The organism is Spirosoma lacussanchae (genome assembly GCF_005870035.1).
GTDB lineage: Bacteria > Bacteroidota > Bacteroidia > Cytophagales > Spirosomataceae > Spirosoma > Spirosoma lacussanchae.
The window spans coordinates 1246954-1262646 of record NZ_SWJG01000001.1 but is presented as its reverse complement, the minus strand read 5'-3'; the positions used below and the strand labels follow the sequence as shown (position 1 = coordinate 1262646).

The window sequence follows — 15693 nt, the reverse complement described above, 5'->3', positions numbered from 1 at the left end:
CACAAATCAACGATGTAAATCTGTAAATTATATCATCTGCCCGACAAACCTAGGCAACGGTAGTTTAATCGTCTCCCTCTGCGGGTAACTTTCAGTTCGGCCCAACGTCAATCAATCTAAACATCGGCTATCTTTGCCCCGTTTTATTCCGTTCTTGTAATGAAAGGCGTAAGCCTGTTTTATGGAAGATAAGAAGCATTCAGACACCGTAACTGCCGCCGGTCTACTGGTGGCGATGGGTATCATTTATGGCGACATTGGCACCTCGCCCCTGTATACGCTTCGGGCTATTATCGGCGCCGATAATGTTATCCGGGCTGATGTTATATACGGTGCTTTATCCTGTATTTTCTGGACACTTACCCTGCAAACCACCGTCAAGTATGTAATCCTGATCCTGAGGGCCGACAACCGGGGTGAGGGTGGCATCTTTGCGCTATATGCGCTGGTTCGCCGGCATGCCCGCTGGCTTACCTTACCGGCTATCATTGGTGGATCGGCCCTGCTCGCCGATGGGATCATTACCCCGCCCATCTCCGTATCTTCTGCCATCGAAGGCCTGCGGCAGCTCTACCCCAATATAGAAACCATTCCGATCGTTATTGCGATTCTGACAATATTGTTCCTGATTCAGGCTTTCGGCACCAGTGTGGTCGGTACGACCTTCGGCCCGATCATGCTGATCTGGTTTTCGATGCTGGCCGTGCTGGGTATTGCTCAGCTGATACAGGCGCCGGGGATTCTGATTGCCCTCAACCCCTACTACGCCTGGTGGCTGCTGACCCAATACCCCGACGGATTCTGGTTACTGGGGTCGGTATTCCTCTGTACTACCGGCGCCGAAGCGCTCTATTCGGACATGGGCCACTGCGGCCGCTCCAACATTCGGGTGAGCTGGGTGTTCGTCAAAACGGCCCTTCTTCTGAACTACTTCGGTCAGGGAGCGTGGCTGCTGAGCATCGAAGGGCAGAAGCTCTCCGAGCGCATTCCCTTTTACCAGGTGATGCCCGGCTGGTTCCTGACAATTGGCATTGGGATTGCCACGATGGCCACTGTTATTGCCAGCCAGGCCCTGATTAGTGGTTCGTTTACGCTGATCAGCGAAGCCATCCGGCTCAACTTCTGGCCCAAGGTACGGCTGCGCTACCCCAGCGTTCAGAAAGGGCAGTTGTACGTACCTAGTGTCAATTTATTGCTCTGGGCGGGTTGTGTGGGCGTCGTTCTGTACTTCCGGGAGTCGAGCAACATGGAAGCCGCCTATGGACTGGCCATCACGCTGACCATGCTGATGACAACCCTGCTGATGACCTACTATCTGTATACGCACAAATACCAGGCGTGGGGAGTAGTGCTTTTTTTAACGGTTTATCTGGGTATTGAGGGGTCGTTCCTGATTGCCAACCTGATCAAATTCCCGCACGGCGGCTGGGTATCGGTATTCATTGGTGCTTCGATCGCCAGTGTGATGTACATCTGGCTGCAGGCGTTCCAGATCAAACTTCGCCTGACGGAGTATGTGCGTATCGACCAGTACATTCAGGCCATTAAGGAACTGAGCCGCGACATCAGTATCCCTAAATATGCCACCCACCTGGTCTTCATGAGCAACGCGGCCCGCCAGTCGGAGATCGAGTCGAAAATCATTTACTCCATTTTCCAGAAGCGGCCGAAACGGGCCGATATCTACTGGTTCGTGCACGTTGATACGACGGACGATCCGTATACAATGGAGTACAAGGTGAACACGATCGCTCCCGACGACGCCTATAAAATTACCTTTAAACTCGGATTTCGGGTCGAGCAGCGGATCAATCTGTTCTTTAGGAAGGTAATTGAAGACATGGTAAAAAATAAGGAAGTGGATATCACCAGCCGCTACGAATCACTCAGCCGGCAGAACGTGATCGGCGATTTCCGGTTCGTTGTTCTCGAGAAATTCCTGTCGTTCGAAAATGAACTACCCGCCCGCGAACGACTGATCATGAACATCTACTTCACCATCAAGGGCTTCACCACGCCCGAAGACCGCTGGTTTGGTCTGGACAGCAGCTCGGTCAAGGTAGAAAAAGTGCCCCTCGTTATTCGCCCGGTCGAAAACGTGAAACTCAAACGCATTGCATCCTAACTACAGAACGACTGGGTGGAAGGGTGAACGAGCCCCGTACGAACCGCTCGTTCACCCTTCCACCCTATCATTTTAGTCAATTTTATGAAACTTCTCATCACCGGCGGGGCCGGTTTCGTTGGCTCCTCGATCGCCATCTCGCTAAAAAAGAACTACCCCAATTACCAGATTTTTGCCCTCGACAACCTCAAACGACGCGGCTCCGAGCTGAGTCTGGCGCGGTTGAAAGCGGCTGGTATCGAGTTTTTACACGGCGACATTCGCAACAAAGAGGATTTCGACGCCCTGCCCGCTGTTGATGCGGTCATTGAAGCATCAGCCGAGCCAAGTGTACTGGCCGGCCTCGACGGTACGCCCGACTACCTCATCAATACCAACCTGTTCGGTACGGTCAATTGCCTCAACTACGCGCTCAAACATAAAGCCAGTTTCATATTTCTGTCGACAAGCCGCGTATATCCGATCAAAACGATCGAAACCTTAAACTTTGCCGAAGCCGAAACCCGCTTCGTACTGACCGACGATCAGCCGGTTCCGGGCGTTTCGTCGAAAGGGATTGCCGAGAACTTCCCGCTCGACGGGGCGCGCTCACTCTACGGAACAACCAAGCTGGCTTCGGAACTGCTCATTCAGGAGTACAACGAGTTTTACGGGCTGAAAACCGTCATTAACCGCTGTGGCGTCATCACCGGTCCGTGGCAGATGGGCAAGGTCGACCAGGGCGTGATGGTGCTCTGGATTGCCAAACACTACTTCGAACAGCAGCTGGCGTATATAGGGTACGGTGGCACTGGCAAACAAACCCGCGACATGCTGCACATAGCCGATCTTTACCGACTGGTGGACTGGGAGCTGCACAACCTCGACGCCGTCAATGGCGAAATATTGAACGCGGGCGGCAGCAACGAAAGCTCGGCTTCCCTGCAGGAGCTGACAGCGATTTGTCAGGAGGTGACGGGCAAAACCATTCCCATCAACGCCGTAACCGAAAACCGGGCCGCCGATATCCGGCTTTACATCACCGACAACACCAAAGTGACGAACCTGACCGGCTGGAAGCCCGAATTAGGCATCCGCGAGATTGTCACCGACATCCACGACTGGCTCAACGAAAACCGGGCCGCCCTGGAACCCATTCTGCGCTAAGCCTTCGGCTATTACTATTTAGGCAGTATAGCAGCTGGCTCAGACCAGCACACTATAATCAGAGAAGGCCCTGGGCGTGATCACGCCCAGGGCCTTCTCTGATTATAACGACCAATTACCTCCTATTATCGACGCTGCTGATCCAATCCGGCAGTCCTGTTTCTGCAAGCCAGCTGTAGCTCTCCTGAAAAAACTGCGCAATATGGGCGGTATCGGCGGCATCAGAAACAGGCAACAGCGCCCCCCGCCAGTCCGGCCCGTCGCGCCACTAGCCCGCCGAAAGCGCCGGTGCGGCCCCGAACTCGACGGCTTGCCCAGGTATAAACCGTTTATGGTTTTTTGATAAATTCCAGCGCCACCCCGTTTATGCAGTACCGCAGACCGGTTGGCGCCGGACCGTCGTCAAAAACATGACCCAGGTGAGCATCGCACACGGCGCATTGCACTTCGGTCCGAACCATGCCGTAGCTGGTGTCGCTTACGTCTTTCACGATGGATTTACTGATCGGTTTGTAGAAACTGGGCCAGCCGGTTCCTGACTCAAATTTGGTGTCGGAGCTAAAGAGCGGCTCGTGGCAACCCGCGCAGCGATACACGCCATGCGCATGGTTACTAGCCAGCGCGCTCGTAAAGGCGCGTTCGGTTCCGTGTTTGCGCATGACGGCGAACTGAGCGGGCGTCAGTATCTTCTGCCACTCAGCCTCGGTCTTTTCGTACCGCCGGGGCGGTTTACCATCGAATAAGGTATACGTTACAGGCCCAAAAGCAGATGCCAGCAGCCCGATAAAACCGATCAGGAACAGTCCGCCTGTGCGTTTGGCTATGGTTTGTCGATTCATGGTGTCTGGGTTTGTTTATGGACTTAATACAATACCGAAACGGGTAACACCGCGCTTACCTGGTCGGCAATGTCGTGCGCCACGGCTCGCTTGGACTTCAGCCCGAAGCGGTGAATAGCGCCGTTGCGGTGAATAAGGGTTACCTGGTTGGTGTCGTGGCCAAAGGCAGCTCCGGCGTCCCTGAGCGAATTGAGCACAATCAGGTCGAGGTTTTTGCGAACCAGTTTGGCCCGGGCGTTAGCCAGCTCGTTGTCGGTCTCCAGCGCAAAACCAACCATAAATTGATCGTCGCGCTTCCGGGCGCCCAGGCTGGCCGCAATGTCGACGGTTCGGACAAGCTCCAGGCTGAAGTCGGGCTCTTTCTTCTTGATTTTTCGGTCGGCTACTACTTTAGGCGTGTAGTCGGCCACGGCCGCAGCCAGTACCGTGATGGCTGCCGTTGGGAAATGGTCCAGACAGGCTGCGTACATCTGGGCCGCCGAGCGAACGTGCACCACCCGGATTGTTGGGTACTCGACGGTCAGGTGGGTAGGACCGCTTACGAGCGTCACGCTGGCACCGCGTTCGGCCAGCACGTCGGCGAGGGCGTACCCCATTTTACCCGTCGAATGATTACTGATGTACCGGACCGGATCGATAGATTCCTGGGTAGGTCCGGCCGTGAGCAGGACGTTCAGGCCGCTCAGGCTTGTGTTGATGGGTGCAAATAAAGAGTTCATTCGTTGGTTGATTACAGGTGTTTGATTGGGCCAGGCCCGTGAGGCCAGGTGCTTATTGTTTATCGCGCTGAATCCGTTTCCAGATGCCGACGGCTTCGCGAAGGGTCATGTAGGCAACACCCCGCCGGTGGTTTTCGCGGCTGATGTCATACAGCACGCGCCAGTGATGAAACAGCACCCGGTAGGCCTCCCACAGCGAAAAGCCGGGCTGGTAGACGTGTGCGGGTTCGGCACCCGCCCCGTTCAGCTCCAGAATCCGGATGTGCCGACCGGCGTACAGATCAGCCACGGTCCGGCAGCGCAGATCGTAACGGCCGTAGTAGAACCCCTCAATGGGCTGGCTGATGCGGTCGAACACGCGGGTTAGCTCAGGCGTGATGAGGTGGTTGGCATCCAGAAATTTGGTGCCTTTGCTATGGTTGCCGATAGACACTAACGTCATTGTTTCGCCCGGGGCCGGTATCTCATGAAAACGGTTGCCGTAGCGGGCCGTCAGGGCGGGTAGCTGCAGAATGGCCCGCTCGTTCTGCCGGATGAGAGCTTCGATGCAGTCGCGTCCGTTTCCCCGAATGGTCAGGAATTCTTTCTGAACAATCGACGAAATCACCCCTTGTACCTGCCCGGGAAACCGGTAGTAAAACACCCCCAGTTCGAGTGGTTCGTCGACATATTCCTGAATCAGAAAATCGCCGGGGCTGCTCTGGCTGTAGTTGACCAGGCTCTCCCAGTCCTCGATCGTCTCGACCCGCCAGCCGCGTTCGCCGACGTTGGGTTTGGCAATTAAGGGGTAGGTCAGGCCCTGATCGGCCATCTGCGTAAAAATGGTATCGAGCTGAGATGAGGCCGCAACGAACAGCGTCTTCGGCTTGAATTCGTCGCTGATACGGTCCAGAATACCGGCCTTCGACTCACCCAGCAGCCCACCCGTTTCGATGGATGGGTTGGCGGCCGAGAAGAAAAACAGCGACCGGGCCCTGATCGACAGCCAGACGTGGTAGATGAATACCGGGAAGTACACCACCGCAAACGGCCAGTACTCCCACGACCGCAGGCGGATAAAAAACGGGGTAGAAAGCCGCAGCCGGGTTAACCGGGCCGATAACGTGTGCCCGAGCGGGGTAGACACCCCGGAGCGTTGGTCGAGTGAACTAAGCGATTGCATAAGCGGGTCGGATGGTTTGCTGGCTGAACGTAGACTGCGTAAAATCTTCGTAGATAAACTCGGTTTCCCCGTCCTGCTGCACGATGCTCGTCAGGCTGATGGTTAGCAACGTATGCTGCCGATTCATACGAATACTGGTTTCGGCATCACCATCGCCGGCCGACTGGTGAAAGTACCGGATGTCATCAACCGTCGGGCTAGGGTGTTGCTGTCGCCAGTTTTCAAACCAGCCTTCGCGTTTGGTAATCATGTTGGGCGTGTAGAGGGTCACCGACGACCAGATGTGGGCGCGGTTGGGGTCTTTCTCGTGCGTGAACAGCCGCTGTCCAGTCCAGCGGAGTTCGGTCAGGCGCTCTGCTTCGGCAAGCAGCAGGGTAAACGGTTCGATGTGGCCAAAGTCGTAGGCGGCCGAGAACGCGTCGGTGGACGGATAAGTGAAGAAGTGCGGAATGACCAGCCCCCGACTGTGCTTATAGGCCGGCTGCACCTGGTGCGGCACGAAAGCCCCGTTGAGCAGGCAGACCGTAGTGCGGGCTGAACTGGCAATCCAGGTGCCCTGGCTCTGCGGGTCCTGTGGGAAGGTTACGGCCTGGTTGCCAATCGAAAACGCTTTGGGTGGACGCGCGGCCGGACGAATCGCTTTCTCGTCCCGGCTGTGAGTCAGGATGAAGCCGTTGGTGGTAAGGGGTAGATACGTGGCGGTACACATAATCGGGCTGGTTGATTACCTTTCTTATAATCAAGCAACGTACCAGCCTAGGCACGAAGTGCAAACAACTGACTTACAGCCTCTTGATCTTCATAGCTTTACATTAACCAGCCATGCCGGTTACGATATTTCGTGAGATTTCCGGTTGGCCGTAACATCCTATGGCCGCTGGATGCCCAGTTTTTTCATGCGCGAATCGAGCGTGGTTGGTATCATGCCCAGGATTTCGGCGGCTCCGTTTTTGCCGCTCACTTTCCAGCGGGTGTGCTCCAGCACGGCAAGGATGTGGTTGCGCTCGGCTTCTTCCATGGTTATGAGTCCGGCCGGTTTGGGGACCGCCTGTTTCCGCCGGAGCCAGTCGCCGAGTTCCAGTTTCCGGCCCGACGAGATGATCAGTGAACGTTCGACGACGTTCTCCAGCTCGCGGATGTTGCCCGGCCAGTGGTAATCCATCAGGATATCGATCACGCCTGGTGGAATAACATCGATCTGGCGCCCGATACCGGGGCCGTGTTTGGTACAGAAGTGGCGAACCAGCAGCGGAATATCTTCTTTTCGCTCACGCAGAGGCAGGCTTTGGATGGGAAATACGTTGAGCCGGTAGTATAAATCTTCCCGAAAGCGGCCGTCGCTGATTTCTTTGTCCAGATCGCGGTTGGTGGCGGCAATGACCCGCACGTTGACTTTGAGGGTCTTTGTGCCCCCCACCCGCTCCAGTTCGCCTTCCTGCAACACCCGCAGCAGCTTAGCCTGCAAATCGATCGGCATTTCCCCGATCTCGTCCAGGAAAATCGTTCCCCCGTCGGCCAGTTCGAAGCGACCTATTTTCTGGGCGGTGGCCCCGGTAAACGCGCCTTTCTCGTGGCCAAAAAGTTCACTCTCGATCAGGGTAGCGGGCAGAGCCGCGCAGTTGATTTTCACCAGCGTTTTGGTCCGGCGGCTGCTCCGGTTGTGCACAGCCCGCGCCAGCAGTTCCTTACCCGTGCCCGATTCGCCCAGAATCAGGACCGACGTTGTGGTGGGAGCAACCTGCTCAACCTGCCGGAGCACCTTCCCGAAGGCTTTGCTCTGGCTAACGATTTCCTCGAAGTTGCTGGTCTGTTTGATTTCTTCGCGCAGGTACGTATTCTCGGCCTGTAGCTTATTCTTCAGCTGCTCAACTTCAGCCAGCGCTTTGGCGAGCGACTCGGTTCGTTCGGCAACGCGTTGTTCGAGCAGGGCGTTGGCAATCTGCAGTTCGCGTTGCAACCCGCGCAGGGTCAGGTGCGTGTTGATGCGGGCCAGTACCTCCTGCAGCTGAAAGGGTTTGGTGATATAATCCACGGCGCCCATGTTAAAGCCGTTGACCTTATCGATCGTTTCGGCGAGGGCCGTCATGAACAGCACCGGAATAGCCTGCGTGGCTTCTGTCCGTTTGAGTCGGCGGCAGGTTTCGAAGCCGTCCATACCGGGCATCATCACGTCGAGCAGGATGAGATCGGGCTGGGCCAGTTGCGCCTGCTCGATGGCACTTTTGCCGTCGCGGGCCACCAGCACTTTGTAATTGAACCGGGTCAGGGTTTCGTACAACACGCTGATGTTGTTGGGCATGTCATCTACGATAAGAATGGTCCGGCCGGTACCGATGCTGTCTGTGTCGTCCGTGGCTGCGTGGTTCGTGGTGAGAGTGCTCATACCGTTTCTAAACAGGCTTGAAGATATTTTTTGATCCGGCGCGTATCGAACTCACTGGCGGCCTGTCGGATCTGGTCGGCAAACGGCTGGTGGGCCGAGTTGGCGTTTTCAACCTCCGCAATCATCGTCAATACTCCCTGAATATCACCCAGGCGGGCCAGTTCATACAGCGCTTCCAACTGGGCCGGGTCAGGCAGCTGCGTCGGCGCACCACCCGTTCGGTTGCTCGTCTTTGGCGCGGCTGCCGGGTCCGCGCTGGGCCGGGTTTGCCACGTCAGGTTGAGATGCCTGCCGATTTTAGTCAGCAGCGAATCCAGATGAACGGGTTTGGGCACGAAATCATCGAATCCGGCCTGCTGGCTCCGTTGCTTGTCCTGCTCAAACACCTTCGCCGAGAAGGCAAACACGGTGGCCTGACTCGTAGCCGGATTACTTCGAATCTGTTTCAGGGCGCCAAACCCATCCAGGTAGGGCATCACCAGATCCAGCAGCACCAGGTCTGGTTGGTACAGCATCGCCTGCTCAACGGCTTCGCGACCGTTGCGGGCTTCAATAACCGTAAAACCCAGGGGGGTCAGCAGGTTGGTCAGCACCGAGCAGTTTTCCCAGCTATCGTCGGCCACCAGAATCGTTCGGCGCGCCCCTTCGTGCCCAATAATCGGCTGGTCGGACTGGTTGCTCTGCTCCAGAGCGGGGGCGCCGGTGGCTTCGGGTAAGGTCAGCGAAAGCCGAAACTGGGTGCCCTGCCCCGCCTGACTCGATACGAACAGATCGCCGTTCATGAGCCGGACCAGCTGGTCGGTAATGGACAGGCCGAGACCGGTGCCCTCCACAAAATCGTTCGATTCGCGAATTTGCTGAAACGGCTGAAAAATACTGGACAGTTGTTCGTTGGCAATGCCCACGCCGGTATCTTCGATCATGAAGCGGATGGTGGGGGACGGTGTTTCCGGACTGGCGCGATCCAGCCGGTCAGGGGTCCACTCGGCCCGGAACGTAATTGTACCCGTGGGCGTAAACTTTACGGCATTTCCGAGCAGATTCAACAGCACCTGCCGGAGTTTACGCTCGTCGCCCACTACCCATGCCGGCAGGTTGTCAGACAGCTGTGTCTCGAAACGTAGCCCCTTTTGTTCGGCCCGAACCTGCGTTTGCTGCGCAATATGCTGCAACAGTTCGGGCAGGTAAAATACCTCCGACAGCACGTCCATCTTGCGGGCTTCGATCTTCGACAGATCCAGCACGTCGTTGATGAGCGAGAGCAGGCTTTCGGCGCAGTCGTGCATGATCTTCACGCCTTTCTGCTGGCTTTCGGTCATCATCGGGTCCCGTTTAAACAGCTGGGTATAGCCCAGAATACCGTTGAGGGGGGTGCGTAGTTCGTGGCTCATTGTCGCCAGAAAATCGCTCTTGGCCCGGTTGGCAGCTTCGGCTTCTTCCTTAGCTTCGGCCAGTTCGCGGGTGCGCTCGACGACGGTGGCTTCCAGCTGTTCCTGAATACGCAGCAGCCGCTCTTCGGCCACCTTACGGGCAATTTCGGCCCCCGAGCGGGCAGCCAGTACCCGCAGAATACCAATGTACTTGTGGTGGTCGGCCATCGGGCGGGTGTCACTCACCGACAGGTGGCCAACTACTTCGCCCAGTTTATCGTAGATCGGCACTCCAAGGTACGCTTCGAGGCCGACACCTTTGCTGAAATTGTCGGCTACGTCGGTGGGAAAGTACAAATCTCGGCCCTTCATGACGATGTCGCAGGGCGTACCAGCCAGATCGTATTCGACGTTTTCGTGCAGCGCATTATGTACGCTGAAGGCCAGGGTCCGGACGCGGGTCTTTTCGACGTTGGTACACTCGGTCACCATCGCGAACTGTACGTTCAGCGTAGTAGTCAGTTGCTGCACCAGCGACTGAAAGAAGTCGATGCCGATATCGGCAGCCGTTCCTTCCGAGATTTGGCGGAGCGTATCGTCCAGCTGCGAGCGTTCGGTCACGTCGCGCACGAAGCAGCACAGGTATTCCTGTTCATCGAGCTGGATGAAGTTCATGCCAATCTCAGCCTGGCGAAGCGTCCCATTCTGACGGAGTTGGTTCATATCCAGGGTCAGTGTCTGCGCCTGTTTCAGCCGCTGCCATAGGTCGACGTACTGGTCCTGGCTGTAGTCGGGGTGAATGGTACAAAAATGCAGGGTGCTGAGTTGATCAGAGCCATAGCCCAGTTGCCGACAGGCCGCTGCATTGGCCCGCTTCACCTGACCGCGCTGGTCGAAAAGAAGAATAGGTTCCAGGGCGTTTTCGACGGTAAAGTGCGACAGTCGAAGCACCTTGGGGGAGATGACAGCGGTTTCGTTTTCTATCATGATCGGGTGAAAAGTCGTTGCGGTATGCCGTTGACCGGCTCATATACGATAAGTACGCCTGCAATTCCTGGTCCGAATGGCCCAGTGGCCGGGATTAACGGCTATATGAGCCAGATTGAGCCCTTTTGCGCCATACTCGTTGCTGGTCTGATACACAACGGGCTGGTTTGTCCCGGTCATTTCGTGAAAGTTACGAAATATCGGGACTTACCAACTGGCAAGGAAGCGTGCTCTCTGCGCGTTTTAGGCGTTTTCCGGCCAGTGAGCGCGTTTTTGGCCGGCCTGGCACGGCTGGAACGGTATTTGGCAATTGAGTCAGGGAGTTTGCGCCAAGCACTCGACCATCAATCGTCAAAACAAGATCATGAAAACGCTTTCAATACTGTTCATCGCTTTCGCCTTTTTCATGCAGCCGAGCCAGGCCGGGTTGGGACTGGTTCAATCGGACCCGACTGTTCGTAAAAAGCACTTTAACCTTGATAAAGGGGTCGCTATTCAGGGCTACGATCCAGTGGCTTACTTCACCCAGAACAAAGCCGTCAAGGGGTCGGCCGCCCACACGTTCACGCACAGAAATGTTACGTACCGCTTCGCTTCAGCCGCCAACCTGAAGGCGTTTCAGGAAAACCCTGGCCAGTACGAACCGCAATATGGTGGCTGGTGCGCCTACGCCATGGGGGCAGCGGGTGAAAAGGTTGAGGTTGACCCCGAAACCTTCAAAATCACCGACGGTAAGCTCTTCCTGTTTTACCACACCTTCATCAACAACACCCTTACCAAGTGGAACAAAGACGAGCCAGCGCTGCACCGGAAAGCCGATGCCAGCTGGTCAAAGCTCATCCAGTCGTAACACCGTTCGTAAACCCGTTATCAATCATGACCAGTATCACTCCTTACGTCCTTCGGGCTGCTCGTTTAGTAGCTGCCATCATTCTGCTCCAGACGTTGTATTTCAAGTTTGGCGCGCAGGCTGAATCCGTTTACATCTTCGCCAAGCTGGGGGTTGAACCCTGGGGCCGCATCGGCTCGGGCGTTGTTGAACTGATGGCAGCTATACTCATCCTGATTCCCCGTACGAGCTGGATCGGAGCCGGGATTGGCCTGGGCGTCATGGCAGGCGCTATCCTGTCGCACCTGACGGTGCTGGGCGTCGACATTCTGGGCGACGGCGGGTATCTGTTCTTTCTGGGGGTTGTCGTGGCCGTGAGCTGTGTCGTTATCCTGTTCCTGACCCGTCAGCAGTGGGTGCCCATCGTGTTCAGCCTGCTGGGCAACGCCCCTGGCAAGAAAACTGGCAGGGGAGCCCGCACTAAGCAGTTTATGTAAACGCAGCGACCTGGAATAGCCGTAGTGCCTCATTAACAAACAGCTCATTTATTCACCCATCCGCTTTTCTTACCATGTGTCTGAAATCTGCCAGTACTGATATTATGATGCAACTCGCCGACGTAATCGGCCAATTAACCGATCGTGACTACGCCCGTCCACTGTCCGTACTGTCGGGAAATACCATCGGCAAGCACGTTCGGCACATTCTGGAATTTTACGAACTGCTGGTCACCAGCGCCCAGACGGGCCTGCTCAACTACGACCAACGACAGCGCGACCTGCGGCTCGAAGTAAACCCCGACGAAGCCATCCGGCGCATTGGCTCGATCGACCGGTCTATCCAGCGGCTCGATCTCAGCCAGTACCTGCGGCTGGAAGCCGACCTGTCGGTGGCGGGTGCCGAGACCATCCAGATTCCGTCGTCGTTTGCCCGCGAGCTGCTCTACAATGTCGAACACGCAATACATCACATGGCGTTGATCCAGGTCGCGGTTATGAATTCGTTCCCTGACGTTGACCTACCCCCGCATTTTGGGGTGGCCTATTCGACGGTACAGCACCAGTCTCATTGAGAACCCACGACTCCCCGGCCAGTCAAAGTACCAGCCGGATTACGGGATCGTACAGAACTGACAATCAAGCCCCATGCTTCTGCTCTTCCTCATCGTCAGCGTCATTAGTTTCGCCGGGTCCTTACACCCCGGCACGGTTAATCTGGCCGTGGTACAGACAACGCTAAGCCAAAGCCGGCGCGCCGGATTGTGGCTGGCTCTGGGCGGAAGTCTGCCCGAGATCGGGTACAGTGGGCTGGCGGCCGGTGGGCTGATGCTCATTCCTACGCACTCAACCTGGACGGTCGTTCTGGCGTATGCGCCGATTCCGGTGCTGCTGGGCGCTGGCCTTGCTGCCTTTCGGCAGAAGCCCGTCGTGTTGAGCGTTGCCCCGGCCAACGGGGTATCGCTGCCATTCTGGAAAGGAATCGCTCTGGGTGCCACGAACCCGCAGCTGTTGCCGTTCTGGTCGGCGGTGTGGCTTTATCTGAGTCAGGCCACCATTGGCAGCCGCATGCTGGTGCCGGCCGGGCAGCTTGCCAGCCAGTGGGTATTTGCGCTCGGAACGGCCGCGGGTGCCTTTGGTCTGCTGGTCGTTGTTGTGTGGCTGGCCGACTGGCAGCGGCAACGTTTGCTGCGGTACCTGAACGGCCCGTGGATCAACCGGCTAACGGGTGGGCTGTTTATCGGCATGGCGCTCTGGCAGCTGGTTCAGGCAGTCAGGTGAGTACGGTCAAAGGTGGTTGCTTTCTTATAAAATTGCTGACGCCAACCAGACGCAATTGCCGGTCCGCCGGTGCGGTTGCGTCTTTGTAAAATTGCTGACGCCAACTAGACGCAACCAATTGCGTCTCTACTTATGGGCTCTTCTCGTTTTCGATGGCGTATGCTGCTACTCATTTTGTTTCTGTTAATAGCGTTGCTCCCCCGGTTTGCATCGGTGCGAATGTCGGATACGAACGTGGCTACTTATTTCGCCAGTCAACCGGTGAAACCCACGTTTGCGATGATTCAGGCCGTTCCCGGTAACGGGACCCGGCCGGTTCACTACGCCCGGATTGGACGCGACACCTTACCTACAGTCCTGTTTATTCACGGTTCGCCGGGGTCGTGGGATGCCTTTATCAGCTTCTTCGCCGATTCATCTCTTTATACCCGCGCGCAGTTGATTTCGGTAGATCGGCCTGGTTTTGGCAAGTCAGGACTGGGGAAACCCGAACGTTCGCTGGCCGTTCAGGCCGCCAGTCTGGCTCCTCTGTTGCGGCTGAGTCATTCCGTCCGCAAGCCCATTCTGGTCGGACATTCGCTGGGTGGCCCGGTAGCCGCCCGCATGGCGATGGACTACCCCAACGACGTAGGTGGCCTCATTCTGGTTGCTCCTTCGATCGATCCCGACCTGGAAAAGAACGAATGGTACCGCCCCATCGGCACTGTGTTTCCGTTCCGGCAATGGCTGCCCACCGAACTCGACGTAAGTAACCAGGAAATTTTGCCGCTCAGGGGTGAGCTGGAAACGATGCGTCCGCGCTGGGCCACGATCCGCGTACCCGTCACGGTCATTCAGGGCGAAGATGACCCCCTGGTACCCGCCGGCAATGCCGCGTTTGCCCAGCGAATGCTCGTCAACGCGCCCGTCACGATGCAGCTGATTCCAAAGATGAATCACTTCATTCCCTGGAGTCGCCCGGATTTGATTCACGACGCGATTCTGGACCAACTGACGTTCGGTCAATCAACCCATGTATCAACTAAATAATCACCATGAAACTGCTCATTCTTCGTCTGATCGTTCTTGCCCTGTTGTCGGTCACGACAGCCCTTGCTCAGAAATCAACCATTTACGCCCCCGGCGGTAAGGCCATCAACGGCTACGACCCCGTCGCTTACTTCACCGAGCACAAGCCGGTACTGGGCGATCCTAAAATCACCTACCGCTATGAAGACGCTGACTGGTATTTCGCCAGTGAAAAGAATCGGGATGCGTTCAAGGCAAACCCCGTGACCTACGCTCCGCAGTACGGCGGCTATTGCGCATTTGGCACATCGCGCGGCTACAAAGCCCCCACCGAAGCCGATGCCTGGACCATCGTTGATGATAAGCTGTACCTGAACTACAACACGAAAGTGCGGACGGAATGGAACAAAGACCAGGCCGGCTACATCAAAAAAGCCGACGCCAACTGGCCATCGATAAAAGATAAAGAGCCCAAGTAACTCACCCTCACCAACCACTCGTATGCGCCGTTTTTTTCTTGTTTCACTCCTGCTCCTTACCCTGTCTACGCTGTCGATGGCAGGCGGCCCCTGGATTCGTGGCTACCGCAAAGGCTTTGTGCAGCTCGGCTACTCCGGTCTGTATTATAACGCCGTCTACGGGCCCACCGGCTTAGAAACCGCCGTGTTCAGAAACACCAGCGACGTAACCCTGCAGCTCTATGCCGAATATGGCATTGCCAAAGGCTGGGAAATTCGGGGGGTGTTGCCCTACAAACTGCTGAAGACCGGTCCGAGTACCAATGTTAGCGCCAATCCGGTCAATGCCGGTACGCTGACGGGCATTGGCAACATCGGCCTCGGCCTGAAACGAGCGCTGCTCGATGGCCCCGTTACAGTCAGTATAGGCGTCGATGCGCTGGCCAACACCTTCACCAACAATGACCGACTGGGTCTGCGAACGGGCTACGAAGGCTGGACCGTACTACCCTATCTCTCCGTAGGGTCGGGCGGGAGCCGCACCTATTACTACGCCGAAGCAGGCTATGGACTCATGACGCAGAATTACAGCAACTTTCTGAAACTGAACGGCGAATTCGGCTACCGGCTGCACCCGCGGCTGTGGGTAGCCGGTACGATCGACTTCCGGTTACCCGCCAAAAACGGACCGTTTTTCAATACGGAAGCCTACCAGTTTACGGGCACGTACCTGAATGACCAACAGTTTCTGGGGGCCGGCCTGAAGGCGGCCTACGACATCGTTCCGGACAAACTAGGGCTGACGGGCAGCGTGATTGGTGCGCTGGCCGGTGAGAACGTGCCGTTCTCGCGGTCGTACAATGCCGGTATATTCATCAAATGGTAAACG

At 56.5% G+C, this 15693-nt stretch carries 15 protein-coding genes; 9 read left to right on the top strand and 6 right to left on the bottom strand.

Annotated features, from left to right (window positions below):
• Window positions 1-181 precede the first annotated feature (181 nt).
• A complete protein-coding gene (locus FBR45_RS05250) occupies window positions 182-2125 on the top strand; it encodes a KUP/HAK/KT family potassium transporter (protein WP_138499983.1) in 1944 nt (647 codons plus the stop codon).
• A gap of 84 nt (window positions 2126-2209) precedes the next feature.
• Window positions 2210-3271 carry an NAD-dependent epimerase/dehydratase family protein gene (locus tag FBR45_RS05245; protein WP_077919075.1) on the top strand — a complete coding sequence of 354 codons (1062 nt, stop codon included), beginning with the start codon at window positions 2210-2212 and terminating at the stop codon, window positions 3269-3271.
• Window positions 3272-3600: 329 nt separating this feature from the next.
• Here FBR45_RS05245 and msrB read toward each other — a convergent pair whose 3' ends face one another.
• From msrB to FBR45_RS05215, 6 genes are all read right to left on the bottom strand, one after another.
• Window positions 3601-4110, bottom strand: a complete 510-nt coding sequence (msrB, locus tag FBR45_RS05240) for a peptide-methionine (R)-S-oxide reductase MsrB (RefSeq protein WP_138499982.1) — start codon at window positions 4108-4110, stop codon at window positions 3601-3603.
• A gap of 23 nt (window positions 4111-4133) precedes the next feature.
• Window positions 4134-4829, bottom strand: a complete 696-nt coding sequence (locus FBR45_RS05235; RefSeq protein ID WP_138499980.1) for a phosphopantothenoylcysteine decarboxylase domain-containing protein — start codon at window positions 4827-4829, stop codon at window positions 4134-4136.
• Between the two features lie 52 nt (window positions 4830-4881).
• Window positions 4882-5991, bottom strand: coding sequence for an ATP-grasp domain-containing protein (locus tag FBR45_RS05230; protein WP_138499978.1), 1110 nt, complete (start codon window positions 5989-5991; stop codon window positions 4882-4884).
• The gene (locus tag FBR45_RS05225; RefSeq protein ID WP_138499977.1) at window positions 5978-6700 is read right to left on the bottom strand and encodes an NRDE family protein; all 723 of its coding nucleotides are present in this window, start codon (window positions 6698-6700) and stop codon (window positions 5978-5980) included. Before FBR45_RS05225 ends, FBR45_RS05230 begins: the two co-directional genes overlap by 14 nt.
• A gap of 159 nt (window positions 6701-6859) precedes the next feature.
• Window positions 6860-8374: a sigma-54-dependent transcriptional regulator gene (locus FBR45_RS05220; RefSeq protein WP_138499976.1), complete on the bottom strand. Its 1515-nt coding sequence runs from the start codon at window positions 8372-8374 to the stop codon at window positions 6860-6862.
• Complete coding sequence (locus tag FBR45_RS05215; protein WP_138499973.1) at window positions 8371-10731, bottom strand: ATP-binding protein; 2361 nt, start codon at window positions 10729-10731, stop codon at window positions 8371-8373. The genes FBR45_RS05220 and FBR45_RS05215 overlap by 4 nt, the downstream gene beginning before the upstream one ends.
• A 364-nt stretch (window positions 10732-11095) precedes the next feature.
• On the opposite strand from FBR45_RS05215, the gene FBR45_RS05210 reads away from it, so the two are divergent.
• From FBR45_RS05210 to FBR45_RS05180, 7 genes are all read left to right on the top strand, one after another.
• Window positions 11096-11581 carry a YHS domain-containing (seleno)protein gene (locus FBR45_RS05210; RefSeq protein ID WP_171044838.1) on the top strand — a complete coding sequence of 162 codons (486 nt, stop codon included), beginning with the start codon at window positions 11096-11098 and terminating at the stop codon, window positions 11579-11581.
• A gap of 26 nt (window positions 11582-11607) precedes the next feature.
• The gene (locus FBR45_RS05205; RefSeq protein WP_138499971.1) at window positions 11608-12057 is read left to right on the top strand and encodes a DoxX family protein; all 450 of its coding nucleotides are present in this window, start codon (window positions 11608-11610) and stop codon (window positions 12055-12057) included.
• Between the two features lie 74 nt (window positions 12058-12131).
• Entirely contained in the window at window positions 12132-12632 is a 501-nt protein-coding gene (locus FBR45_RS05200; RefSeq protein WP_138499968.1) for a DinB family protein, read from the top strand.
• Window positions 12633-12705: 73 nt separating this feature from the next.
• Window positions 12706-13338: a LysE family translocator gene (locus tag FBR45_RS05195; RefSeq protein WP_138499967.1), complete on the top strand. Its 633-nt coding sequence runs from the start codon at window positions 12706-12708 to the stop codon at window positions 13336-13338.
• A gap of 159 nt (window positions 13339-13497) precedes the next feature.
• The gene (locus FBR45_RS05190) at window positions 13498-14367 is read left to right on the top strand and encodes an alpha/beta fold hydrolase (protein WP_246082114.1); all 870 of its coding nucleotides are present in this window, start codon (window positions 13498-13500) and stop codon (window positions 14365-14367) included.
• Between the two features lie 5 nt (window positions 14368-14372).
• Window positions 14373-14825 carry a YHS domain-containing (seleno)protein gene (locus tag FBR45_RS05185; RefSeq protein ID WP_138499961.1) on the top strand — a complete coding sequence of 151 codons (453 nt, stop codon included), beginning with the start codon at window positions 14373-14375 and terminating at the stop codon, window positions 14823-14825.
• Window positions 14826-14847: 22 nt separating this feature from the next.
• Complete coding sequence (locus tag FBR45_RS05180; protein WP_138499959.1) at window positions 14848-15690, top strand: hypothetical protein; 843 nt, start codon at window positions 14848-14850, stop codon at window positions 15688-15690.
• Window positions 15691-15693 lie beyond the last annotated feature (3 nt).

Coding starts and splice junctions, on each gene's coding strand:
- FBR45_RS05220 (WP_138499976.1), bottom strand. CDS start 8,374: ATGAGCACTCTCACCACGAACCACGCAGCCACGGACGACACAGACAGC.
- FBR45_RS05225 (WP_138499977.1), bottom strand. CDS start 6,700: ATGTGTACCGCCACGTATCTACCCCTTACCACCAACGGCTTCATCCTG.
- FBR45_RS05185 (WP_138499961.1), top strand. CDS start 14,373: ATGAAACTGCTCATTCTTCGTCTGATCGTTCTTGCCCTGTTGTCGGTC.
- FBR45_RS05205 (WP_138499971.1), top strand. CDS start 11,608: ATGACCAGTATCACTCCTTACGTCCTTCGGGCTGCTCGTTTAGTAGCT.
- FBR45_RS05210 (WP_171044838.1), top strand. CDS start 11,096: ATGAAAACGCTTTCAATACTGTTCATCGCTTTCGCCTTTTTCATGCAG.
- FBR45_RS05195 (WP_138499967.1), top strand. CDS start 12,706: ATGCTTCTGCTCTTCCTCATCGTCAGCGTCATTAGTTTCGCCGGGTCC.
- FBR45_RS05235 (WP_138499980.1), bottom strand. CDS start 4,829: ATGAACTCTTTATTTGCACCCATCAACACAAGCCTGAGCGGCCTGAAC.
- FBR45_RS05190 (WP_246082114.1), top strand. CDS start 13,498: ATGCTGCTACTCATTTTGTTTCTGTTAATAGCGTTGCTCCCCCGGTTT.
- FBR45_RS05215 (WP_138499973.1), bottom strand. CDS start 10,731: ATGATAGAAAACGAAACCGCTGTCATCTCCCCCAAGGTGCTTCGACTG.
- FBR45_RS05230 (WP_138499978.1), bottom strand. CDS start 5,991: ATGCAATCGCTTAGTTCACTCGACCAACGCTCCGGGGTGTCTACCCCG.
- msrB (WP_138499982.1), bottom strand. CDS start 4,110: ATGAATCGACAAACCATAGCCAAACGCACAGGCGGACTGTTCCTGATC.
- FBR45_RS05245 (WP_077919075.1), top strand. CDS start 2,210: ATGAAACTTCTCATCACCGGCGGGGCCGGTTTCGTTGGCTCCTCGATC.
- FBR45_RS05180 (WP_138499959.1), top strand. CDS start 14,848: ATGCGCCGTTTTTTTCTTGTTTCACTCCTGCTCCTTACCCTGTCTACG.
- FBR45_RS05200 (WP_138499968.1), top strand. CDS start 12,132: ATGTGTCTGAAATCTGCCAGTACTGATATTATGATGCAACTCGCCGAC.
- FBR45_RS05250 (WP_138499983.1), top strand. CDS start 182: ATGGAAGATAAGAAGCATTCAGACACCGTAACTGCCGCCGGTCTACTG.